We start from the raw sequence: 23,367 nt of genomic DNA, 5'->3' as shown, positions 1-23,367 counted from the left end.
GTGGAAAGTTGAGGATGGCGCAGACAATCCTTTTCAAGGGCGGTTTTATGGATGTTGCTCTGGAGGAAGCGCGGCTGGCAGCAGCCCGTGGCGAGGTGCCAATCGGGGCCGTTGTGGTCAAGGATGGCACAATCATCGCCCGCGCAGGCAATGAAACCCGCGCCCTCAACGATATCACGGCCCATGCCGAAATTTTGGCCATTCGCCGCGCGAGCAGCTTTTTATGCGACGAACGCCTGACCGGCGCAGACCTTTATGTCACGCTGGAGCCCTGCACCATGTGTGCGGCTGCCATCTCTTTTGCGCGCATTCGCCGTCTCTACTATGGCGCGGAAGACCCAAAAGGCGGCGGCGTGCACCATGGTGCGCGCTTTTATGCGCAACCCACCTGCCACCATGCGCCTGAGGTTTATGCAGGCATTGGCGAGGTGGAGTCGGCAGAATTGTTGAAAAGCTTCTTCGCCGAAAAAAGATAAGGCCCCACTTTTGGCGAGGCCTTGTCAGGATCAAAGTCAGGATCAAATATCAAACTGATAGCTTTTCGGCACGAACCGATAGCCCGTATCCAGCTTTTCCACATAGCCCACAGATGGAAACGGCATGTGATAGCCCAAAAAGGCCACGCGGTCTGTGGCCACCATATCAAACACCCGCTTGCGGGTCGCCGCTGCGGCTGCCTTGTCCATATCAAACTTCACTTCCCAATCGGGCCGTTGCAGCGACAGCACAAAATGGTTGGCGGTATCGGCGGTCAGCACCAACCGTTTGCCCTCGGATTCGATCTGATAGATCATATGGCCCGGCGAATGGCCAAAGGCCGCTTCGCCACGAATGCCGGACACCACATCACCACCCGCAGCGCCCAAAAATGTGATTTTCTCTGCCAGCGGCTTCACATTGGCCAAAACACCTTTTTGCCCGCCCGCAGCGGGCGTGCCCTCACGGGCAGGATCAACCCAGAAATCATATTCACGCTGACCAGTCACATACCGGGCCTTGGCAAAGGCAGGCTTGCCCTTTTCCATCAAGCCGCCAATGTGGTCACCGTGCATGTGGGTGAGAACTACGATAGACACATCTTCCGGCGAGTAGCCAGCCGCGATCATGCCTTCGCTCAAACGCCCCATGCCATTGGCGCGGCCTTGCTCACCCATGCCCGTATCAAACAGAATGACATCGGAGCCGGTATTGATCAGCACCGGCGAAAATCCGTTGACAAAGGCATCGGTGGGCAGAAAATTCTGCTTGAGAAGCTCCGAAACTGTCTCGGGCTTTTGGTCTGTGCCGAAGGTCTCGGAGGGGGCGCCAGATTGGCGGGCACCGTCCTTGATCACCACAACTTCGAACGCCCCAACCTTGAAACGATGGGTTTCCGGCGGCATGGCATGATTGATATTCATGGATGTTCCACTTTGCGCAAAGGCCGTGCGCACCATCACAGCCGGGGCAGCCAGAGCACTCAAGGTCGCACCAGCCATCATTGTTCGTCTGTCCATCGAAACCATAAAACCCTCCAGATCCTTCTCGCACTGTCCGCAAGAGATAGGTCGGTATCACGGTAAGAAAAGTCTGATCACGTATCCGTGATCACGCTGGAACACAAAAAAGTGCCATTGGCACCGCTCCTTTTCCAGCATACAAAGCCATCGCTTTCAAACAGGGTCTTGCAACCTGAAGTCCAGGTTGCCGAGATACCGATTTTCCGGTCACATCCTCATGAATCGCATTGTTCCCCTGATCCTTGCCGTTGCCTTGTTTATGGAAAACATGGATTCGACCGTAATCGCTACGGCTCTTCCCGCCATCGCTCATGATTTGGGCGTCGGGCCGATCACGCTCAAGCTGGCGCTGACGGCTTACATGGTGGCGCTGGCGATTTTTATTCCGGTGAGCGGTTGGATGGCCGACAAATTTGGGGCCAAGCTTATTTTTCGCTCCGCCATCGTGGTCTTTACCATCGGTTCCATCTGCTGCGCGGTTTCAAGCACTTTGTTTGAATTTGTGGGTGCCCGATTTTTGCAAGGCATGGGCGGCGCCATGATGACGCCGGTGGGTCGTCTTGTGCTGCTACGCACCACCAAGCGCGAAGAACTGGTGTCGGCCATGGCGCTTTTGACCATTCCGGCGCTGGTTGGCCCCTTAGCGGGTCCGCCGATTGGCGGCTTCATCACCACCTATTTCACCTGGCACTGGATTTTTCTGATCAACGTGCCGATCAGCATCATCGGAATCATTCTCGCCACCATCTATCTGCCAGAAATTGAAACCATCAAAACCGCGCCAATCGATTATATTGGCTTTGCCCTAACATCGCTTGCGGCCTCTGGCGTGGTGTTTGGCCTATCAGTCATCAGCCTGCCCGCACTGCCGCCGGAAATTGGCATCGCTGCCGTTGTTCTCGGTGTTTTTTGCGGCCTCTATTACATCATTCACGCCCGCCGCCATCCGGCCCCCTTGCTCAATCTCAACCTGTTTCGCAAGCCTGCCTTTCGGGCCGCCCAAACAGGTGGCACGATTTTCCGCATCTCCACCGGGGCCATTCCCTTTCTGATGCCGCTGATGCTGCAACTGGGTTTTGGCATGACGCCCTTTGAATCAGGCATGACCACCTTTGTCGGAGCGATCGGGGCCATTACCACAAAATTCATGGCCAAGCGGGTCTTTGCCGCTGCCGGGTTTCGCACGGTGCTGATCACAGCGGCCATTGCCGGATCGGCAACCACCTTCATGAATGCCTTTTTCACGCCGCAGACACCCCATGCCCTGTTGATGTTCTTTTTGCTTGTGTCGGGTTTTTGCCGTTCGTTCTTTTTCACCGGCACCAATGCGCTGGGCTATGCCGACATTGACAATGCCGAGGCCAGCCAGGCAACCTCGATTGCCTCGGTGTTGCAGCAGGTCAGCCTTGCGCTGGGCGTTGCCTGCGCCGCCTTCATTCTGGAGGCCAGCACAGCGCTGACAGGCGATCACCTCAGCCTCGCCGATTTTCATCTGGCCTTCGCTGTGGTGGCGCTTTTGTCGCTGGCTGCCGCCATTCCTTATCTTCTGCTTGCCAAAGATGCCGGGGCTGATGTTTCAGGCCACCGCAAACCCGTTGTGGTGGCGGCTGTGGCGGAAAATGCGCCACTGAAGTAAGCGCTATGCCGGAATTTCGCACACCGCCGACAGCTTATTGCCATCAGGATCACGCACATAGCAGGCATAGAAGTGCTCGTGAAATGGCCGCAGTCCCGGCGCGCCTTCATCCGTTCCGCCATTGGCAAGGGCTGCCGCATAAAAGGCCTGCACCGCCGCACGGCTTGGTGCTTCGAGCGTCACCATAGAGCCATTGCCAAAGCTGGCCTCTTTGCCATCATAGGGTTTCAAAACCCAGAGGCGGCAGCGCGTATCAGACGGATGCGCATAGCCGATCTCATCCTCTTCCGTCACCCGCCGCTCTATTCCAAGCGTTTTCAAAGCCGCATCATAAAACCGGCTTGATTGCGCCAGATCGTTTGAGCCAAGGGTGACGTAGAGCAACATCAGCCCAGATCCTCACTGGCAGGCACATCTTCGCGCGGATCATAGTGCAAATCGTCAGGGCGTTCATCATGCGGCAAAATGCCGGTGCGCTTGCCCTTGAACCCCTTGGCCAACAGGAACATCTCAACCGATTCCTGCCGCGACGAGGCTGGCTTGATGTGCATGACCTGACGGAAATTCTGCTTCAACATATTGAGCAGGTCTTTTTCCGTGCCGCCCTGGAAGGTTTTTGCCAGAAAATGCCCGCCCTCGGCCAGCACTTCCACGGCAAAATAGGCCGCCACTTCGCACAGATGCATGGTGCGGATATGGTCGGTTTTCTGGTGGCCCGTTGTCGGTGCCGCCATATCGGAAATCACCAGATCCGGCACGCCGCCTACCGCTTCCATCAGCTTGGCGGGCGCTTCGGGGTCCAGAAAGTCGAGTTGCAGGATTTTCACTCCCGGCAACTGGTCCATTTCCAGAAAATCGATGGCCGCAACGCGAATATCCTCATCAGTGGAATTCGTCACATTGGCGGCAATCTGCGACCAGCTTCCCGGTGCCGCACCCAGATCGATAATGCGCTTGGCCCCTTTGAGAATATTGTGCTTCTCATCAATTTCCAGCAGCTTGAAGGCTGCGCGGGCGCGATAGCCCTCCAGCTTGGCGCGCTGCACATAGGGGTCATTGATATGGCGCTCCAGCCAGCGTCTGGACGAGGCCTTCAGCTTGCCTTTTTTAACCTTCTGCCCCAGCTTACGCCCGGTGCGATTGCCGCCAATGGGTGGTTTCACCATGGATTTTACTCAACTTTCTCTCAAACCGCTGCCACCACGGGCGCAGTCACTATACTATTGCATTTCCAAAACGAAAAACCGCTTTACACTTTTTCTGGAAATGCTTTGCCCCCATGGCCCCCATGCAGTCTTCGGCTGCGATTGCGCCGCCACACACCGTCATCCGCCATCATGTCCGTCAGCAGGCCTTCGCGCAAACCGCGATCCGCAACCCGCATGCGCGTTGACGGCCAGCGGCGGCGGATGGCTTCCAAAATCGCGCAGCCCGCCAGCACCAGATCGGCGCGATCCGGCCCGATACAGGCATTGGCCGCACGGCTTTGATAATCCCACGACAACAGCTTGGCCTGCATGGCAGAGACCTCATCATCACTGAGCCACAGCCCATCCACCCGGCGGCGATCATAGCGGGGCAAATCCAGATGCACACCTGCAAGCGTGGTCACTGTGCCAGACGTGCCAATCAGATGAAAATCCTCATCCGAGGATGCCTGTCCAAAGGTGGCAATCGGCGGGCAATCAAATTGCGCCAACATGCCCGTCACTTCGGCAATCATGCCTTCAAACACCTCAGGCGTTACATCGCGCCCACCATGGCGCTCTGATAATGTGACAACGCCCACCGGCAACGATGTCCAATGGGTGATATGGTTGGCCAGACGGCTGGACCGATGATCCTGAATACGGATCACCGCAATTTCCGAAGAGCCGCCACCAATATCAAACAGCACCACCGAGCGCGTTTCACGCCCCACCAGCGACGAGCAGCCGGACACGGCCAGACGCGCCTCAGTCTCGCGATTGATGATTTCCAGATCCAGCCCGGTTTCGCGCTTCACCCGCGCCAGAAATTCCTCACCGTTGGCAGCAGCCCGGCAAGCCTCGGTGGCAATCAGCCGTTTGCGGCGCAAGTCCACACTGTTGAGCTTGCTGGCACAGACTTTCAGCGCCTCGACAGCCCGATCCATCGCGTCTTCCGACAACCGACCCGAGGCCGCAAGCCCCTCACCAAGCCGCACAATGCGCGAGAACGCATCCACAACCCGAAACTGCCCCGGACGGGTTGGCTGCGCAATCAGCAGCCGGCAATTGTTGGTGCCAAGGTCCAGCGCTGCGTAAAACTCGGCAGGATGCTCATCGCTCACAGAATGATGATTGTGGCTGTGGCCGCGCTGTTCAGCCCGCACTTTCTCATGCCCATGGCGGCCGCGCGCCTGCACGGCATCGCCGCCGCCTGCCTTACCACCTACCTTGTGCGCGTGGGTCGCCGGAGGAACATAGCTTGGCGAGGGATGTTTGGCCTGCACGGTCTTGCCGGGCTGCAATGGACGTACCTGCCCCGCCTTGGCGACACGCCCCTTGCGCCGACGCTTGGACGCCTTGCTGCGGCCTTCCGTGCCGCCCGGCACACCCACAAGCCCTGAGCCATTGGCAAGAGCCGTTTTGTGCGCATTCACCACCGGCAATTCTCTGCCGTGGGCACCATCGCTTGAGGCGGGATTTTGTTGCGCCCCGGCCTGCAGGTTTGACGCTGCTGACTGTTGGCCGCGATTTTTTCTGCGACGCTTTCGCTTTTTGGCGGGCGTCTGCTGATCACTTTCTATAGAGCGTCGTTCCGAGACAGCTTGCACTGTCCGGTCACCAGTCACAGGGGCTGCAGGCGATCCGGCCTTGTGGCCTTTGCGTCTACCCCTGCCGCGACGAGAGGGCTTGCCCCCTGCACGGTCTGCCTTCGACGCCCCGTCATTTGGCGGCTTATCGCCACTACCGGGGTCTACCACTGAAGTCTTCCATTGCGCCGCGCACCACCTTTATCCGGTGTGCCGCTGGCGACTGCTTGATTTTCGTTGGTAAAATTGTAGCAGGCTAACCAAGCTTCTCCAAACGCTTTTTAAAACGCCTGTATAACTGCTGCCCCCACGCCCCTCATTCGAAAAAAATCAAACCTCATACAAGTCCTTCTTGCCAATCCAACAGCAGCACAACATATTCAACGTAAACAACATTTTACAGACAACCATCGAAGGAAAACACCTGATCCAGCCCGCCCTTGCCCGAACACAGGAATTTTCTGAAAAAAGACAGTTGCAATCACCGGACATTTGTTTATAAGGCCCCTCATCAGACGGCAACGCCGCCCCTGCTGGGGAATAGTTCAACGGTAGAACGACGGACTCTGACTCCGTTAATCTTGGTTCGAATCCAGGTTCCCCAGCCAATTCCTCTCCCAGCTTGTAAGATCTAAGCTTTTTCAGAGAAATCTAATCGCGACCGCCTCATGGGGGCGCGAGCCTACCTCCATGTCTTATCGGTCTTTATTTCAGATAATTGGGCAACGGATGATTTTGCCATTGCGCCACCGCACAGGCTTTTGCATGGTCAGGTAAGCGTATTTCTGAATCCGAGTCTTGCCATGTCTGTCGATGCAATTGTTCTGGGTGCCGGTATTATTGGCGTCTCCACGGCCGTTCACCTTGCCCGTCGTGGCAAATCTGTGGTGCTGGTGGATCGGCGTGGTGCTGGCGAAGAGACCTCCTATGGCAATGCCGGGCTGATCCAGCGTGAAGGCGTGGTGCCCTATGGCTTTCCGCAGGATTTGGGGCTACTTCTGCGCTATGGTCTCAACAATCGCATCGATGCGCATTATCATCTGGCAGCTCTGCCGAAGCTTTTTCCCTTTCTCTCATCCTATTGGTGGCATTCCAACACAAGCCGTCATGAAGTGATTGCCCGCGCCTATGCGCCGCTGATTGAAAATTCGATCACCGAGCACAACACATTGATTGAGGCCGCCGGTGCGCAAAATCTGATTGCCAAGCGCGGCTGGCTGGAAGTGTTTCGCACCGATGCGGTCCGCGACAAGGAGTATGCCGAAGCCGATCGTTTGGCGCGCGACTATGGCATCAGCTACCAGAAACTAAGCACGACGGAGTTGGCAAAGACCGAGCCACATTTGCAAGGCACGTTTTCCGGCGGGTTGAAATGGTCTGATCCGTGGTCGGTTCTTGACCCTCTGGCGCTCACCAAAGCCTATCTGGCCTATTTTGAGAGCCTCGGCGGACGCTTTGTTCACGGTGATGCCAAGAGCCTGAAGCAGGTGGGCAAGGCCTGGCAGGTCAAGACCGATGAAGGCCTGATTGATGGCGCAAGTGTTGTGCTGGCCCTTGGGCCATGGTCAGATGAGATCACCTCCATGCTGGGCTATCGCTTTCTGCTTGGCGTCAAGCGCGGCTATCACATGCACTATAAGCCGCAGGGCAATGCGGTGTTGAACAACTGGACCATGGATAAAGAGCGCGGCTATTTCCTCGCCCCCATGACCCAGGGCATTCGCCTGACCACGGGCGCAGAATTTGGCCTCCGCGATTCGCCCAAAACGCCGGTTCAGCTGGAGCGCGCTGAAAAAGTAGCCCGCAGCTTCTTTCCGCTGGCAGAGCGGCTGGACAACGAGCCATGGATGGGTGCCCGCCCATGCACGCCCGATATGATGCCGGTAATTGGTGAAGCACCGCGCCACAAAGGGCTGTGGCTTGCCTTTGGCCACGCCCATCACGGTCTTACTCTTGGCCCGGTGACCGGCCGCTTGCTGGCAGAGGCCATGAGCGGTGAAAAACCGTTTATGGATATATCCGCTTTTCGGCCAGAGCGGTTTAATCCGTAAAACGCGCTCGCACGATTGTGATGTGAAGCGCACCAAGTGTCATTCGAACAGCGTGAAAGGGTGATTACGATCCCCGGACCAACAACGCATTCTCAGAGGTTCGAATGACCCTTCACGCTGCATCAAAATTTGCCATCGGCTTTGTCGCCATACTGGCCGCAAGCACGGCAGCCCATGCCGATTCGGACGCTCTATGGAATATCGTGCATAACAAATGTGTGGTGGCGACAAAGCCCTGCACTGTGGTCAACACCGCCGAACATTACGCGCTTTTGAAAGACCTGCGTGGCGTGGCGCAACATCTGCTCATTCCCACCGACAAGATCACCGGCATTGAAAGCCCGGTCCTGTTGGACCCCAAAACCCCAAATTTCTTCAATGATGCCTGGAAGGAGCAAGCGGCCGTGGATGCCAAGCTGCCACATCCCTTGCCACGCGATGAGGTCAGCCTTGCGGTGAATGCGCAAAATGCCCGCTCGCAAAACCAGCTGCATATTCACATTGATTGCCTGAGTGTTGAGAGCCATAAGGCCCTTTTGAAAGTAGCCGATCAGCTTGGCACCACATGGCAGCCTTTGCCGGTTGAGATTGCCGGACACCATTTCAAGGCCGAAAAGGTCGAAGGTGAAACGCTTGGCAATTACAATCCATTTCTGGAACTGGCAAAAACCCTGAAAGATCCGTCCACCGAGATGCGCAAGCAAAATCTGGTGGTGGTGGGCGCCAATTTTGCCACGGGTCCAGGCTTTATCGTGCTGACAGACGAAGCCGCTCCTCTTCACGGTGGTGAGGATGTTCAAGACCACAGCTGCGCCATTGATCCGGCGTGATGATGGCATAAAAAAGCGCCCGGACAATTTTGTCGGGCGCTCACATCTCGAAAACCTTTGCTGTTAAGCGGCTGGCGCCGATGCAATCCGCGGAATATCTTCCATGCCCAGCAGGAAGTTGATCTGTGGGCGGGCCTTGACCAGATCGTCGATGGTATATTCAGCCAGCACGGCGAAGAATGCATTGAGCGCCTTGCGCAGCGCAGAGTTCAGACCGCAGCTATCAATCAGCGGACAATCCACCTCACCATCATCTTCAAAGCATTCGGCCATGGCAAAGCTGTCTTCTGTCACCTTGACCACATCAAACAGGCTGATGGTTTCCGGCGCGCGACCCAGGCGCACACCGCCATTGCGGCCACGCACAGTTTCAATCAGACCGGCCTTGGTCAAAGGCTGCAAGATCTTGAACAAAAACAGCTCAGACACCCCATAAGCCTTGGCAATTTCAGGAATACGGCTCAAATGATCCTTGTTGGCAGCGCAATACATCAGCATCCGTACTGCGTAATTTGTCTGCTTGGTCAGGCGCATGCGGAACTCCTCAAGGTGTCTGCTTGGATCTTATATAATGGCATTTGTAGTTTTGAACAATTCCAAAATTAAGTTTTTCTCAACACGATCGCCTTGTTTTGCGGCGATCTTCGTATCACACAACAAAAGTTGAGCATAAAAGTATGGATTACACAATCCATAATTGCAAGAACGCGCAAATAAGAAAAGGCGGACCATTTCCGGCCCGCCTTATCTCTTTGGTATAGAATAATGCCCGAAGGCATCACTTCATCGTTGGCATCACAAACTCAGCACCGTCCTTGATGCCTGCCCGCGCTCCCGCAGCAAACCAAGTGCCGCGAGGACGCGCAATCAAACAATGCCCGAAGGCATCACTTCATCGTTGGCATTACAAACTCAGCACCGTCCTTGATGCCTGCCCGCGCTCCCGCAGCAAACCAAGTGCCGCGAGGACGCGCAATCAAACAATGCCCGAAGGCATCACTTCATCGTCGGCATCACAAACTCAGCACCGTCCTTGATGCCTGAGGGCCAGCGTGACGTCACCGTCTTGGTGCGGGTCCAGAACTTGATTGAGTCTGTGCCGTGCTGGTTGAGATCGCCGAAGGACGATGCCTTCCAGCCACCGAAGGAGTGGTAGGCCAATGGAACCGGAATCGGCACATTGATACCGACCATGCCGATGTTGATACGGGAAGCAAAATCGCGGGCAGCATCACCATCACGGGTGTAGATGGCAACGCCATTGCCGTATTCGTGCTTCATGGGCAGATCGAGGGCTTCTTCGTAATTCTTGGCGCGAACCACGGAGAGAACAGGTCCAAAGATTTCGGTCTTGTAGATATCCATGTCGGGGGTGACGTTATCAAACAGGCAGCCACCGACGAAATTGCCGTTTTCATAGCCCTGAAGTTTGAAATCGCGGCCATCGACCACCAGCTTGGCACCGGCTTCCACACCGCTGTCAATCAGGCTCAGAATACGCTCACGCGCTTCCTTGGTGATCACCGGACCCATATCGGCCTTCTCATCGGTGTAAGGACCGATGCGCAGGGCTTCCACCATTGGGGTCAGCTTTTCGATCAGGCGGTTTGCTGTCTCTTCGCCAACGGGCACGGCCACCGAAATTGCCATGCAGCGCTCGCCAGCCGAGCCATAGCCTGCGCCCATCAAGGCATTTGCCGCCTGATCAAGATCGGCATCGGGCATGATGATCATGTGGTTCTTGGCACCGCCAAAGCACTGGGCGCGCTTGCCGTTCGCTGCGGCTGTACCATAGACATAACGCGCGATTGGCGTGGAGCCAACGAAAGAAATGGCACCAATATCAGGATGGGTCAAAAGACCATCAACAGCGGATTTATCGCCATTCACGACATTGAGAATGCCTTCTGGCAGACCAGCCTCGATCATCAGTTCAGCCAGACGCATCGGCACGGATGGATCGCGCTCGGATGGCTTGAGGATGAACGCATTGCCGCAAGCAATGGCAGGCGCAAACATCCACATCGGAATCATGGCCGGGAAGTTGAAAGGCGTGATGCCAGCGCCAACGCCAACGGCCTGACGGATCGAGTACATATCGATACTCGGGCCAGCGCCTTCCGTAAATTCGCTCTTGGACAGGTGCGGAATGCCGATGACGAATTCGCAGACTTCCAGACCACGAACGATATCGCCCTTGGCATCTTCAATGGTCTTGCCATGCTCACGCGACAGCATTTCGGCCAGCTCATCCATATTGTCGTTCAAAAGCTGAACGAACTTCATGAACACGCGGGCGCGGCGCTGCGGGTTGGTGGCGGCCCATTTTGGCTGGGCAGCCTTGGCGTTTTCCACGGCTGCATTCAACTCGGCTTCGCTGGCCAGCGCCACCTCGCCCTGCACTTCGCCGGTGGCCGGATTGAAAATCGGCTGCTTGCGACCGGATGTGCCAGCCACGGCCTTGCCGCCAATAAAATGCCCGATCTGATACATGGGTGATCCTCCAAAGTGTTTTTACTAAGCTCACTATTGCGCTTTAAATTGCACAACGCAACGCGATGGTTTACGCATCCGTTGTGCATAAATGGATATTACCATGAACTGGGATGACGTTCGTATCTTTCTGGCCATTGCCAGAACCGGGCAAATTTTGGCCGCCTCCAAACGGCTGGGGCTGAACCACGCCACCCTGTCACGCCGCTTGACAGCGCTGGAGGATGCCTTGAAAACCCGGCTGTTCGTGCGCCGCACCAATGGCTGCGAATTGACCGCCGAGGGCGAGACTTTCCTGACTTCAGCCGAGCGCATGGAAACCGAAATGCTGGAAGTGCAGGCCCGCCTTGGCCGCACCGATGCCAAAGTGGCGGGCACGGTGCGCATTGGCGCACCCGACGGGTTTGGGGTGTTTTTTCTCTCTTCTCATCTTGGTGGCCTGATTGAGCGGCACCCGGAGCTGAAAATTCAGCTGGTGCCGGTGCCGCGCTCGTTTTCGCTCTCCCAGCGCGAGGCCGATATTGCGGTTACCCTTGAGCGGCCAGATCAGGGGCGGTTGGTGTCTGCCCATCTCACCGATTACACGCTGGCGCTTTATGCCTCAAAAACCTATGTCGAGCGCCATGGACTGCCGCAAACGGTGGATGCGCTGAAAAGCCATCGCCGCATTGGCTATGTGGAAGATTTGATTTTCACCCCATCGCTGAATTTTACCGGCGAGATCATGCGCAACTGGAGCGCAAGCTTTGAAATTTCCTCGGCCATTGGCCAGACCGAAGCCGTTTTGGCCGGTGCCGGTATTGGTATCCTGCACAGCTACATTGCCCGCCAGCACAGCGATTTGATCCGCATTCTGCCAGAAATCACTCTGCACCGCGCCTATTGGACCACCTATCATGAGAGCTTGCGCGATCTGGCCCGCATTCGCACCGTGGTGGATTATTTGAGCGAACAGGTGAATGAAAACCGCAGCATCTTTTTATAACAGGAGCATCCCTCATGGCTGAGATGAAAATGAAAATCCGCCCGATGGGAGCCAGCGCCGTGATTGGCCGCACCGGCTTTCCGCATATCACCTCTGCCACCGGCGGCGAGATTCAGATCGTGACCGGCCCATCGCAGGCGGGCTTTAACCCGCTGGACCTGCTTTACGCATCGCTTGCAGGCTGCCTGACGATTAGCGCGCGCCTAGTGGCAAGCGAGCTGGGCGTGATGGACAAAATCAGCACCATCACCGCAGCCGTGAGTGGCGAAAAGGCCAAAGACGGCCTTTCACGCGTGGAGCGTTTTGACATCATCCTGACCATTGCAGGCGACATTGACGATGAAACCCGCCGCGCCATTGCAAGCAAGGCAGAGCATGAGATTTGCACGGTCAGCAACACCTTGAGCGCCAATCCAACCTTTGCCACAACGGTTCTGGCGGAGTAATCAGGGCTCGCAGGTCAGGGTAATCTCGTCCGGCACAACCAGCTTGGCGAAATAGGCCCCTTGCGGGTCAGGTGCGATGGTGGCGCGGCATTTCTTGTCGAAATCACCGCGAATTTGCAGGCCAGCATTGTCTGCCAGTTTGAAGGCTGCGGTATAGTCTTTATCCCTGACCGCCACATCCAGCCGCTGGCCGCGCAAATCAATGGGTGCGGCCACATTGAAAGCAAATGTCACCGTCACCACGCCGTTGTGGGCTTCTGCCGCAAACCCAACCGGCTCAATGCCTGCTGCGGGCTTGCCGCCCATGGTGAGATTGGTGAAAAAGCGTTTGCGGCGCAGGTCCGCAATCAGCTTTTCGCGCAACGCCTCGGTTTCTGCGGCATTCAATGTCCCATCGTGATCGCGGTCATATTCATCCAGCAAGGTGCGGCTATAGGCGGCATCAAAGGTCCAGCTCTCGCCCAGCCCCGTCAGCACACCGCGCCGCATATCGAACAACACCCGAAGCGTGATGGCAATATCGGGATGAGCAAAAGCAGGCGAGACCCCCGCCATCACCAAGAGCGGTGCCAGCAAAGCAGCGGCGCAACGGTGGGAGATATGCTTCGAGATCGTCATCCCTCTCTCCCGTCTTGCAATGTCCGCCGCCGTGGGCCCCAGCGCTCAAAGGATTTCAAAATGGGATCAAAGCCCGGAAAATTTCCGCCGATCACGGAGGGTTGCACAAAGGGCGGCGGCACCAGCTCTGTCTGTTTTGATGCCATATAGGCTCCGCCATAGAGCGCACCAATGGCCAGCAGCCAGCTGCCAAACACCCTTGATGCAATCACCGTCCAGGAGGCGGTAAAAAGCCCCGCCACCAGCCCGGCAGCCAGCAAAACCCATACGGTGGTAACCAAGGCCCAGGGCAGGTAGGCGCGATCGTGGAAGGTGGGATCGGAAAAATCCACCGCCAGCGCCAGCGCCGCCCCCATAACCGGCATGACCAACAGGCTTGGCCAAAACCGCAGCGACGGCGGCAACACCAGCAACAGGCCCGCCAGCAGGCAGGCCAGCGGGCCGACCAGAAAGAAATGGGTCGGCGCGCCCGGCAAAGGAGCCAAAAGCTGCATCAACTCATCATGCCAGGGCAGGCCGGTGGCAATGCCTGCCACCAGAAGGGCTGCCGCGATGGGCCAGCGGCACAGCGGCATTTGCCCCAGCAACAGGCCCGCCCCCAGCAGCGGCAACAGCCGCTCTGCGGTAAAGGTTGTCAAAAGCAGCCAGTGGTCCAGCGTGCCTTGCTCCATCCATACCGTAACTGCGGAGGCGGCAATGGCAACCGCACCGGCAAACACCAAAACCCCAACGACAATCAGCGTCAGGCGTCTGGATCTTTGCTCAAGTGTTGCCCGCTTTGCCATCAGGTCACGCGCCATCAAGTCACAAGGAAGTAGAGGCCACCGATGGCGATCAGGCCACCGGGAATCCGCACCATCCGATTGCCCAGCGCGCGTTGCACGCCAAGGCCCACGCCAATGCCAGCCAGATGGATCAAGCCGGTTGCCAGCACGAAACCAATGGCAAAATCCGCCGGGTCTGCCGCCTCAGGCAATTCGGCACCGTGAGCATAACCGTGGCAGATGGCAAAAAGACCAATAACGGTCAGCGCCAGCCATTCCGGCGGCCGCCAAACAAAGGCAATGGCCGCGCCCAACACCACGATGGACAATGCAATGCCGGTCTCGATGGCTGGCAAAGGCACGCCTGTGATGCCGAGAATACCACCCAGCACCATGATCAAGGGGAAGGTAATGGGCAGGGTCCAGACATTGCGACCGCCCATTTGCGCGCCCCAAAGGCCAACCGAAAACATCGCCAACAGATGATCGGCACCCGACAGCGGATGCTCAAACCCTTGCAGAAAGCCGCCAGAGCCGCCTTGAATAATATGCGCCTGCGCAATACCGGGCATGAAGGCAACAACGCCCACCAGCGCCAAAAGGCGTCCAACTGTCGCCCATCGCGACCTGTTTTGATCCTGCATTCTCTGGTCTCCAAAAACACCGCTTTTCGTCACCCTTTGCAAACTGATTTTGCGACCGAATTGTGTTGCCACGCGGCTCTCGTTGAAAAAGCCTTGCCTGGTTTAAAAATGCCGGTCGTTGTCAGGGCGACAACCATAAACTATACCCATTTGCGATTGATTATAGGCCTTTATTTTCCATAAACGGCAAGGGCAATGCCACAATGACACATCCCAATCCAATGAAAACAGCACACAGCTTCCGCCGCATGATCGCCACCGGCCTTATCGCGGCCAGCTTCGCCAGTCCGGCATCGGCCCATATTCTGGGCGGCCCCATGGGCGGCTTTGGCAGCGGCTTTGAGCATCCGCTTCTGGGGGCCGATCACTTTCTGGCCATGCTGGCGGTTGGCCTGTGGGGTGCGCAAATGGGCGGCCGCTCGGTCTGGACCCTGCCCGCCACCTTCCCGCTGATCATGTGTGTCGGCGGCGTCATTGGCATGTTGTGCGATATTCCCGATGCCGTGATTTCCGGCGGTATTTCCCTGTCGCTGATTGCGCTGGGCGGTGCCATTGCCGCCCGCTGGAAAGCCCCGGAATATGCCTCCTTGACCATTATCGCCCTGTTTGCCCTGTTCCACGGCTACCCCCACGGCAAAATGGCCCCCAACGCCACGGACCCCGCCGCCTACACCGTCGGCTTCGTGGTCGCCACCGGCATGATCCACATCTTCGGCATCGCCATCGGCTATGGCCTGGGCCGGCTCTACAACGGCATAGTGGTGCGCGCACTGGGCGGGATGATTGTGCTGGCGGGTGTGTATTATCTGGTGACGGGGCAGATGTAGCAATCTGCCGCGAACACCAAAACGCGAATCGCAAGAGTGGCTGAATATTTAACTACTACATAATATCTATATATATTAGGAATTGCTGGCATAGATACCGGATTTCGAATTCCTAGAAGTAGGCCTTGATCAGTTGCTGCCCGACGACCGCTGCCAGAACCGGGGGAACTGCGTTCCCGACTTGGGTAAACTGCCGAGCTGTAGGCCCAACAAATTGGTAATCGTCGGGAAAGGTCTGAAGCCTTGCGCACTCTCTTACACTCAATGTACGTGGGATTTCGGGATGTAGGTGAGAGCGCCCACCGCCATTGGTTCCTCCAGCGATTACCGTCTTAGAAGGCCTGTTCGGCGTCAGACGGTCAACCCGTCCCAACTGGTCACGCTCGCCATAGTTAAGAATCATGTAGCGCTGGATGGACTCGGCCCTGTGTTTGCGCGTTTCATGATTCAGTGCGATGGACGTAGGGAGATCAGCCAGTACGCTAGCCGCACCGAAATGCGCTTTACGTTCGGGATATACAAACTTCCCAGGCAATCGGGAGCCAACCACGAACATACGCTGACGGAACTGAGGCACTCCATGATTGGCGGCGTCCAGCACCTCAGGATCGGCAACAGTATAACCGGCGCGCTGCAACATGCCGATGGCAATTGACAACTGCTCACCGCCGTCGAGGTCGCGCAAACCTGGCACGTTCTCAATCACAAAGGCAGACGGCAGAAATTCGATGATTAGATTCACGTAATCGAAAAGTAAGTTGCCGTTTTTTTCGTGATTGAAGCCAGTCCGCTTGAAGTTTTCACCGTCTCTTGAGAACCTTTGGTTCGCTGCAATAGAGAACGGCTGACACGGAGGTCCGCCCACGAACACACCCTCGAACGGCTTCTTGATTAGCGGCGAAAGAGCCTCGACTACCTCATCGAACTTCGAGACGTCGCCCGAGTGATAAGGCGGTCCGAAGATTTTCCACTCAGGTCTATTCTTGCGCAGAGTCTTACAGAAGATTTCGTTGAACTCGAAGGCAGCTACATGCTCAAAGCCTAACGTCTCGAAGCCGAGGTCCATTCCACCGCACCCAGTGAAGAAACTCACGACAGGGACGCAGCATTTCTGAGAAAAGCTATCCAGCCGTGGCGGCTTCGAACCGTCCCAGCGGATAGCGCCAGCGTTGGAATAGATCAGATCGTCGAGGTCCAAGCCTTGTTCATACAAAAGGTCGTATAGCTCGACACCCTCTCGGACTGATCGTGCGACCAGATCGCTTTGCCTTGCGAAGCGCTCCGACGGTGTCTCTGCCTTGACCGTTTTCTCAAGCATTGCTCACTCCACAGTACTCCGCCTTCGCAGCCTGGTAGACAACCTTTGCCTCGGACGCGTCCGCGAAGTCTTTCTTCTTGTTTTTTTTCAACCACTGACCATAGAAGCGGTGGACGGCTCTATGGCATGTAGGGCAATTGGCGACAAGGTCATCTAATACCGTACCCGATTTCGACGTTCTCGCCCCAGAACAAAGCGGCAACACGTGGTGAATGTCAAGAATTCTTTCTGCCCAAGGGTATGATTTACTCGTATCCTCGGCGCAAAAGTCACACCTTGCAGAAGGATACTTCTCAAAAAATGCACGCCTGAGTTGCGCATTACGTTCGATCTTCAAGTGTATCCGTTCAATACGGCCACCTTCTTCAAAGCCAGCTTCGAAAGTATCTGAAACAACTGTGTTGCTATAATCGAAATCTAAGTCATCTCTGGCTGCAACGAAAAGATTGGCGATACGCCGAATTTCTTCGTCGCCATCACTAAAGCGAGCACCGTATACTGGAGCCAGCTGTTGAAAGATTTGCATCGCGTCGTCTCGGTCTAGCGACACCGTAATCTTGCTCCGGTCAAGACTGAGATATGACAGCTGAGATAAAACCTTGAGGCTCTCCTTTGCTTGTCGGCTTTTCGGCACGATCGCGCGAGCTGAATCAACAATCGCGAGAAAATCCGTATCATCTTCGCCACCCGTCAAGGCTGTTTCATTGTAAGCCCCAACGATTTGATCAAGTGTTGTTTCGGTCAAGCCTATTGCAGCCCGCGCGAGCAAAAAGCGGAGCGAGAAGAGCAGCGGGAACCGATGGTTCGCCTGATGATTCCAGTTCTCACGCGCTGGAGATGGGTCCGTTGTGGCTTCCGCAAGGAAGTGGAAATATTCGTCGGAGTTGACCTGCCCATCCTGCGCCATCAAATTGGCGATTGGCGTTGGCTGGGCTACTTTTCCATTCTTGCTTATGAGCAACGTAGCTTTGAAAACCCGGGAATAGTTTCTCCACGGCTTATACAAGGGATCGCTCGCGGGCCGGAACGGTAGCCCTGTCGCTGTACTGAGTGCAGCCACGTTAGTTGAGCGTAAATCGTTCTTTATCGCAAATTTTGCGATCTTCCTCAGCTCATCGAATTGGAAGTAATCGAGCCGTCCCTGATCCCAGTTCCATATGGCCATTCTATGCTTGCACCTATCAAGATCATACTACTGCTGCGGTAGTTTACGTGCTAGCGACTGATTCGACATTAGACAACAGGGAAATTGGCTGAAGCTTTACACAGTGTGGACGAAATGGACGCTGGTTAATCTCGATCAGGTAAACCAATATGCATTTACATCCCACGCGAAGCTTGAAACAGAGGACTCGCCGTGCCATCACGCCAGACATTTGCCTCTTGTGGCGAAAGCGCTTTAAACACCCACGAAATGTTATGAGCATGTTGCCAACCCAATAACAAGCCAGCTTAGTCATGATTGTCGGAATAAAAAGGATTTTGCTTTTTCGGTAAGCTCTTGTTACTTCGAGTCTCAAATAGAAAATGGTACGGTTGGGGGGTCTCGAACCTCCGACCTCAGGTGCCACAAACCTGCGCTCTAACCAACTGAGCTACAACCGCACAAGCGCGTCAAGCGCTGTTGAGGGGTCACATACGGGGGTCTGCGGAAAGTTTCAAGCGTTTTTTTCACTTCATCAACAAAAAGGGGCCAGCGATGCCGACCCCTTTTCTTGTTCTGTGTGGGAAAACCCCTTGTGTATGGGAAAACCCTTGGCTGATCGGTGATCAGGCTTTCTTGAAGCTCGACATGACCTTTTCGGCGGCTTCCTTGCCGGGCTTTGCCACGGTTTCAGCAACCTTCTTGGCTGTTTCCTGCATGGCCTTGGCCTGCTCAACAGTCACTTCGGCCTGCTTGCGGAAGAAAGCGGTCTGAAGTTCAACCAGTTCGGCAACAGACTTGACGCCCATCAGCGATTCCATGTGGGTCAGTTGCAGTTCGGCATTGGTGCGCAGAGCGTCAATGGCCTTCAGGCCAAGTTCCATGCTGCCGCTCTGGGCGTTCTGAAGCGTGGCTTCAACGGTCTTGGAGGCGTCTTCAGCAGCCGTCTTCATCTTTGCATAGGCTTCCTTGGACTGGGCAGCGCCCTTTTCCGCAAATTCGCGGAAGCTGTCTGTGACCTTGGCAGGATCGAAAGAAGGCATTGAGAAAACGTCGGCGGTCTTGTTGCTAGCCATGATATATACTCCTTGAGAGGGGCCTATCTTCGCGGCCCTGCTTTTTTGATAGGCATTATATAGCATCATCTTTTGTGCATTGCAACATATTGCTGCGATGCACAATAAGGAATTTTTCATTAACCTTGTTTCGCGATTAAAACGCCACACACTGGACCAAATCAAGGTGCATGTTTATTAAAAATCTGTTAATTTGCCGCATCTGTGGCACTGTATGATTTAAACAATCCCAAGAGGATTAAGGGAAAATTATACAGCAAATGTGAAATGTTAGGGCTGATCTGAGTGCTTGGTTTTTGAAGCCTTCAGATCTGCCTTAATCGCTCGACAGGTTGATCATGCCCGCCATTCAATATCCGTTCATTGATATCGCCGTACACGGCGCAGTGCGTGATCGCTTTGCGCGGGGCGAGGCGCTGGCGCTGTTTTCGCACGATCTGGAGCGGGTGCTTTGGGCCAATGGCGCGGGGGCTGCTTTTTTCGGCACCGCCTCGATTTATGATCTGCTGGAAGATGGCCCGCCAAAGCAGGATGTCACGTTCCGCCAGATCACATCCATGGCCCGGCAATTGAAAGCCAATGGCGACAAACGCAAGCTGGTGGTGCGCGCTGGCTCCGGCTTTCGCCTTGTGCCGATGGAAGCCCATCTGGAGCGCTTGGAAATTCGCGAAGGCGAGCCTGTCACATTATTTTCCATCCCCGTCGCTCATGCCGATGAGAGCGCCAAAGCCGATGCCATGCTGCGCGGTTTTGATGATCCTGATACCCATATGGCCTTGCTGGACGGCAATGGCGATGTGGTGCGCAGCTCGCGCAATTTTGAGCGGCTCGGCATCACGCCGCGCACCGCAAACACCATTGTGCAGATGGCGGGCAGCCATCCGGCTGGCCTGATCAAAAGACCCATTCCCACAGCGCGCGGCTATCTGCCCGCCGCGATTGGCAAAATTGCTGATGCGCCCGCAATCTATCTGCTGTTTGCTGTGGAAACGCTGCTCGGCTCGCTGGATGTGTCCGAGGGGTTCGCCACTGAACCACCGGCCGAGCCTGTTGCGGCAGAAAAGCCTGTGGCTGACGACGTTGCTGTTGAGGACGCAATCGTTGAGCCTCCCGTTTTAGCGGAGGTGTCAGTGCCCCAAACATCGCCGGAGATGGAGACATCACCGGAGCTATTGACTGAGGCGACATCCGAGCAGCCAACGTCAGAAGCTGCATTTGAAGATGTGGTCACGGCGCTTGGTGATATTGCTGATCTGGAAACCGCGCCAGAGGATATTTCCGCAGATCACGTCACCCCCGTGGAAGCCCACGCGCCAGAGACTGCGCTGGAGACCACTGATCCTGAAGCCGTTCAGGAGGGTGAGACGGTGGAACCACAAGAGCATTCCGAGACGCTTGAGACCATTGTCGCGCAGGATATCCATGCGGATATGGTTGAAGAACCGGTGTCGGAGGCCAACGATGCGCAACAGGCAGAAGCGGCTGAAACGCCTGTGCAGACCGCAACAGAAACCGCTTTGGAGCATGAGAATGCTGAAGAGACCGGCTCGTTTGCCTTTCAGCCAACGGCACGGGCGGTTCGCTTTGTGTGGAAGATTGATGCGCTTGGGCGCTTCAGCGATATCTCTCCCGAGTTTGCCTCCGCCGTAGGGCCACGGGCCGCTGATATAGAAGGCCAGACATTTTCTGATCTGGCTGCCCTGTTCAATCTCGATCCAGACGGCCACATCACCGCATTGCTGACAAAGCGTGATACCTGGTCCGGCAAGACCATCTATTGGCCGATTGAAGGCACGAGCCTGAAAGTGCCGGTGGATCTGGCAGCCCTGCCGACCTACACCCGCAACCGTGATTTTGATGGTTTTCGCGGCTTTGGCGTTGTGCGTCTGGCCGATGCCATGGAAGATGCTGATCAGGTCGGCCTGACATTTATCCACAGCAGCGCGTCCCGAATTGAAACAATTGATGCGGTGTCCGCCGATCGTGAGAGTGTGGCCGAGCATGGTGCGCAATCGGATGAACTTGAAGACGCCGTGGAGGCCACGCCTGAGGCTGTCCAAGAACTCAAGACAGACAGCGATGTCACCCAGCAATCGGTGCCAAGCCCAGAGGTAACGGACGAGGTTTCGCCTTCCGAGCCGCCAACTCCATCGAAGCCAGTTCCACCCACGCCCGCACCAAGCCTATCGGATAAGATCATTCCGCTCAGCGCACGCCGCCCCGGCAATAGCGATGGTCTGTCGGCGGGAGAGCAGGCTGCTTTTCGCGAAATTGCGCGCAAGCTGGATGCGCTGGGCATCAAGCCTGCCAATGGGGAAAAACCATCGCAATATCGGATTGAAGACGGCGAAGACAGCATCCAGCTTGAAGCGCATAACAACAACAGACCTGCCGCGCCTATCGCCGATAGGCCAGCCATTGATGCGCCGTTGGAGAAAAACGCCGAGCCACCCAAGGCCGAAACAGTGGACGTGCCATCTGCACCGCAGCCGCCATTGCCCGTGTCAATGCCAGTGCCAGTGCCAGTGCCAGACGTGGTAACCTCCACGCGCGCCCCTGCCATCAGCAAGCGTGATGTGACCTTCTCGCCGGAGGTTCTGGATATGCTGCCAATTGCGCTTTTGGCCCATCGCGGTGATCGGCTTATTCACGCCAATCCTGAATTTCTGGCGCTGACGGGTTATGCCGATCTGGACGCTTTGGAAACTGACGGTGGCTTGGATGCGCTGTTGCAGCATTCAGACATTTCGCCTGAAGATGAAGGGGCCGGAACACTTGTTGCGGTGCGGGCCGATGGCCAGCACCTGCCGGTGTCGGCGCGGCTGCAATCTATCCGCTGGGAAGATGCCAGCGCGCTGCTGCTGGCTTTGGTGCCGCAATCTCACGTGCGCAAATCTCAAGATCATGGAGCTGAGGCTGACACAGCCGAGCAACACGTTGATGACGAGCCTGTAGAAGAGTCCGCAGAGGAAATCCACGACGATGCACCCCTGAATGCGTCGCTTACCGATGCAGCGCGCTTGCGGGTTGAAGTAGAAGAGCTGCGCTCAATTTTGGAAACGGCCACAGATGGCGTTGTCACCATCAATGCCGATGGCGAAATTCGCTCGGTCAATGGAGCCGCCAGCGCGCTTTTCAACTATGATGAGGCCGACATTCGCGGCAAGCCGTTTGTGACGCTGTTTGCCCATGAGAGCCAGCGCGCCATTCTGGATTATCTCAACGGCTTGACCGGCCACGGCGTTGCCAGCGTGCTGAACGACGGGCGCGAAGTGATTGGTCGCGAGGCCTCCGGCGGCTTTATCCCGCTCTTCATGGCCATTGGCCGCCTTTCCTCCTCCAATGGTTTTTGCGCGGTCATCCGCGACATTACCCAATGGAAACGCACCGAAGAAGAGCTGCGCAATGCCAAGCGCGTCGCCGAGACCGCCAACGCCCATAAGAGCGATTTTCTGGCGCGCGTCAGCCACGAGATCAGAACGCCGCTGAACGCCATTATCGGTTTTGCCGATATTATGGCCGATGAGCGGTTTGGTCCGATTGGCCATCCGCGCTATGCCGAATATTCATCCGACATTGGCCGCTCTGGTCGCCATGTGCTGGATATCGTCAACGACCTGCTCGATATCTCCAAGATCGAAGCGGGCGAGATGGATCTGGATTTCGTCTCGGTCGGGTTAAACGAAACCATCGCGGAAGCCGTTTCGCTGGTGCAGCCGCAGGCCAATGCCCAGCGGGTGATTATCCGCACCGCGCTCTCGCAATCGGTGCCCAATGTGGTGGCAGACCTGCGCTCCATCAAACAGATTGTGCTCAACATTCTGTCCAACGCCATTCGCTTCACGCCATCCGGTGGGCAAATCATTGTGTCCACGGCCTATGAATCCAATGGCAGCGTGACCTTGCGGGTGCGTGATACCGGCATTGGCATGAGCCGCGCCGAGCTGGATCAGGCCATGAAGCCATTTCGGCAGGTTTCGCCCGGTGGCGCACGCCTGCGCGGCGATGGCACCGGCCTTGGCCTGCCCCTGACCAAAGCCATGGCCGACGCCAACCGCGCCAGCTTTGCCATTCACTCCACGCCGAATGAAGGCACTTTGGTGGAAATCAGCTTCCCCTCTCCGCGGGTACTCGCGGGATAAAAAAAGAGCAGCCGAAGCTGCCCTTGAAGTTGATGCTGTTCAACCCAACAATCAACAGGGCGGCGCATGCCAAACACACACCAATGCGCTGTCAATATTGGAAAAACCACACCTCGCA

At 56.2% G+C, this 23,367-nt stretch carries 20 protein-coding genes and 2 tRNA genes; 9 read left to right on the top strand and 13 right to left on the bottom strand.

Annotated elements, in window-relative coordinates; genetic code table 11:
- Positions 1 to 14: 14 nt before the first annotated feature.
- Positions 15 to 476 carry a nucleoside deaminase gene (locus E6C51_RS08650; RefSeq protein WP_190235672.1) on the top strand — a complete coding sequence of 154 codons (462 nt, stop codon included), beginning with the start codon at positions 15 to 17 and terminating at the stop codon, positions 474 to 476.
- A 42-nt stretch (positions 477 to 518) separates the two neighbouring features.
- Here the strand turns inward: E6C51_RS08650 and E6C51_RS08645 are convergent, their stop codons facing one another.
- Positions 519 to 1,400, bottom strand: coding sequence for an MBL fold metallo-hydrolase (locus tag E6C51_RS08645; RefSeq protein ID WP_407920790.1), 882 nt, complete (start codon positions 1,398 to 1,400; stop codon positions 519 to 521).
- Between the two features lie 316 nt (positions 1,401 to 1,716).
- Here E6C51_RS08645 and E6C51_RS08640 point away from each other — a divergent pair, with 316 nt between their 5' ends.
- Positions 1,717 to 3,135, top strand: a complete 1,419-nt coding sequence (locus tag E6C51_RS08640) for a DHA2 family efflux MFS transporter permease subunit (RefSeq protein ID WP_146931634.1) — start codon at positions 1,717 to 1,719, stop codon at positions 3,133 to 3,135.
- 3 nt (positions 3,136 to 3,138) lie between these two features.
- Here the strand turns inward: E6C51_RS08640 and E6C51_RS08635 are convergent, their stop codons facing one another.
- From E6C51_RS08635 to E6C51_RS08625, 3 genes are all read right to left on the bottom strand, one after another.
- Complete coding sequence (locus tag E6C51_RS08635; protein ID WP_190235671.1) at positions 3,139 to 3,522, bottom strand: VOC family protein; 384 nt, start codon at positions 3,520 to 3,522, stop codon at positions 3,139 to 3,141.
- Complete coding sequence (locus tag E6C51_RS08630) at positions 3,522 to 4,301, bottom strand: RlmE family RNA methyltransferase (RefSeq protein ID WP_190235670.1); 780 nt, start codon at positions 4,299 to 4,301, stop codon at positions 3,522 to 3,524. Before E6C51_RS08630 ends, E6C51_RS08635 begins: the two co-directional genes overlap by 1 nt.
- A gap of 83 nt (positions 4,302 to 4,384) precedes the next feature.
- Positions 4,385 to 5,950 carry a Ppx/GppA phosphatase family protein gene (locus E6C51_RS08625; protein WP_407920783.1) on the bottom strand — a complete coding sequence of 522 codons (1,566 nt, stop codon included), beginning with the start codon at positions 5,948 to 5,950 and terminating at the stop codon, positions 4,385 to 4,387.
- 495 nt (positions 5,951 to 6,445) lie between these two features.
- Between E6C51_RS08625 and E6C51_RS08620 the strand changes: the two genes are divergently transcribed.
- The 3 genes from E6C51_RS08620 (at position 6,446) to E6C51_RS08610 (ending at position 8,792) form a co-directional block, all read left to right on the top strand.
- Positions 6,446 to 6,519, top strand: a tRNA-Gln gene (locus E6C51_RS08620).
- 195 nt (positions 6,520 to 6,714) lie between these two features.
- The gene (locus E6C51_RS08615; protein ID WP_190235668.1) at positions 6,715 to 7,962 is read left to right on the top strand and encodes an NAD(P)/FAD-dependent oxidoreductase; all 1,248 of its coding nucleotides are present in this window, start codon (positions 6,715 to 6,717) and stop codon (positions 7,960 to 7,962) included.
- A 104-nt stretch (positions 7,963 to 8,066) separates the two neighbouring features.
- The gene (locus tag E6C51_RS08610; protein ID WP_190235667.1) at positions 8,067 to 8,792 is read left to right on the top strand and encodes a CDP-diacylglycerol diphosphatase; all 726 of its coding nucleotides are present in this window, start codon (positions 8,067 to 8,069) and stop codon (positions 8,790 to 8,792) included.
- A gap of 63 nt (positions 8,793 to 8,855) precedes the next feature.
- On the opposite strand, the gene rirA is transcribed toward E6C51_RS08610, so the two are convergent.
- Both rirA and E6C51_RS08600 read right to left on the bottom strand, forming a co-directional pair.
- On the bottom strand, positions 8,856 to 9,326 hold the full coding sequence (gene rirA, locus E6C51_RS08605) for an iron-responsive transcriptional regulator RirA (RefSeq protein ID WP_146931685.1): 471 nt from the start codon (positions 9,324 to 9,326) through the stop codon (positions 8,856 to 8,858).
- A 462-nt stretch (positions 9,327 to 9,788) separates the two neighbouring features.
- Positions 9,789 to 11,285 (bottom strand): CoA-acylating methylmalonate-semialdehyde dehydrogenase, encoded by a 1,497-nt coding sequence (locus tag E6C51_RS08600; RefSeq protein WP_146931688.1) that lies wholly within the window; start codon positions 11,283 to 11,285, stop codon positions 9,789 to 9,791.
- A 103-nt stretch (positions 11,286 to 11,388) separates the two neighbouring features.
- On the opposite strand from E6C51_RS08600, the gene E6C51_RS08595 reads away from it, so the two are divergent.
- A complete protein-coding gene (locus E6C51_RS08595; RefSeq protein ID WP_146931691.1) occupies positions 11,389 to 12,270 on the top strand; it encodes a LysR family transcriptional regulator in 882 nt (293 codons plus the stop codon).
- Between the two features lie 14 nt (positions 12,271 to 12,284).
- Positions 12,285 to 12,716, top strand: coding sequence for an OsmC family protein (locus tag E6C51_RS08590; RefSeq protein WP_190235666.1), 432 nt, complete (start codon positions 12,285 to 12,287; stop codon positions 12,714 to 12,716).
- On the opposite strand, the gene E6C51_RS08585 is transcribed toward E6C51_RS08590, so the two are convergent.
- The 3 genes from E6C51_RS08585 to E6C51_RS08575 are packed head-to-tail and all read right to left on the bottom strand — an operon-like array spanning position 12,717 to position 14,742.
- A complete protein-coding gene (locus E6C51_RS08585) occupies positions 12,717 to 13,334 on the bottom strand; it encodes a DUF1007 family protein (protein ID WP_190235665.1) in 618 nt (205 codons plus the stop codon).
- Entirely contained in the window at positions 13,331 to 14,134 is an 804-nt protein-coding gene (locus E6C51_RS08580; RefSeq protein ID WP_190235664.1) for a hypothetical protein, read from the bottom strand. The genes E6C51_RS08585 and E6C51_RS08580 overlap by 4 nt, the downstream gene beginning before the upstream one ends.
- Positions 14,134 to 14,742 carry a HupE/UreJ family protein gene (locus E6C51_RS08575; RefSeq protein ID WP_146931702.1) on the bottom strand — a complete coding sequence of 203 codons (609 nt, stop codon included), beginning with the start codon at positions 14,740 to 14,742 and terminating at the stop codon, positions 14,134 to 14,136. Before E6C51_RS08575 ends, E6C51_RS08580 begins: the two co-directional genes overlap by 1 nt.
- Before the next feature lie 203 nt (positions 14,743 to 14,945).
- Here E6C51_RS08575 and E6C51_RS08570 point away from each other — a divergent pair, with 203 nt between their 5' ends.
- Positions 14,946 to 15,569, top strand: coding sequence for a HupE/UreJ family protein (locus tag E6C51_RS08570; protein WP_230987139.1), 624 nt, complete (start codon positions 14,946 to 14,948; stop codon positions 15,567 to 15,569).
- Between the two features lie 112 nt (positions 15,570 to 15,681).
- Here the strand turns inward: E6C51_RS08570 and E6C51_RS08565 are convergent, their stop codons facing one another.
- From E6C51_RS08565 to E6C51_RS08550, 4 genes are all read right to left on the bottom strand, one after another.
- Positions 15,682 to 16,887 (bottom strand): DNA cytosine methyltransferase, encoded by a 1,206-nt coding sequence (locus E6C51_RS08565; protein WP_190235663.1) that lies wholly within the window; start codon positions 16,885 to 16,887, stop codon positions 15,682 to 15,684.
- Positions 16,880 to 18,052 carry an HNH endonuclease signature motif containing protein gene (locus tag E6C51_RS08560; RefSeq protein ID WP_230987137.1) on the bottom strand — a complete coding sequence of 391 codons (1,173 nt, stop codon included), beginning with the start codon at positions 18,050 to 18,052 and terminating at the stop codon, positions 16,880 to 16,882. Before E6C51_RS08560 ends, E6C51_RS08565 begins: the two co-directional genes overlap by 8 nt.
- A gap of 363 nt (positions 18,053 to 18,415) precedes the next feature.
- Positions 18,416 to 18,492: transfer RNA gene (locus tag E6C51_RS08555), tRNA-His, on the bottom strand.
- 165 nt (positions 18,493 to 18,657) lie between these two features.
- Entirely contained in the window at positions 18,658 to 19,107 is a 450-nt protein-coding gene (locus tag E6C51_RS08550; RefSeq protein ID WP_190235662.1) for a phasin, read from the bottom strand.
- Between the two features lie 338 nt (positions 19,108 to 19,445).
- On the opposite strand from E6C51_RS08550, the gene E6C51_RS08545 reads away from it, so the two are divergent.
- On the top strand, positions 19,446 to 23,249 hold the full coding sequence (locus E6C51_RS08545; protein WP_190235661.1) for a PAS domain-containing sensor histidine kinase: 3,804 nt from the start codon (positions 19,446 to 19,448) through the stop codon (positions 23,247 to 23,249).
- Positions 23,250 to 23,367: the final 118 nt, after the last annotated feature.

The organism is Gillisella terrae (assembly GCF_004801395.1).
In the GTDB taxonomy this organism is placed as follows: domain Bacteria; phylum Pseudomonadota; class Alphaproteobacteria; order Rhizobiales; family Rhizobiaceae; genus Allorhizobium; species Allorhizobium terrae.
This window is presented reverse-complemented; position numbering and strand designations above follow the sequence as displayed.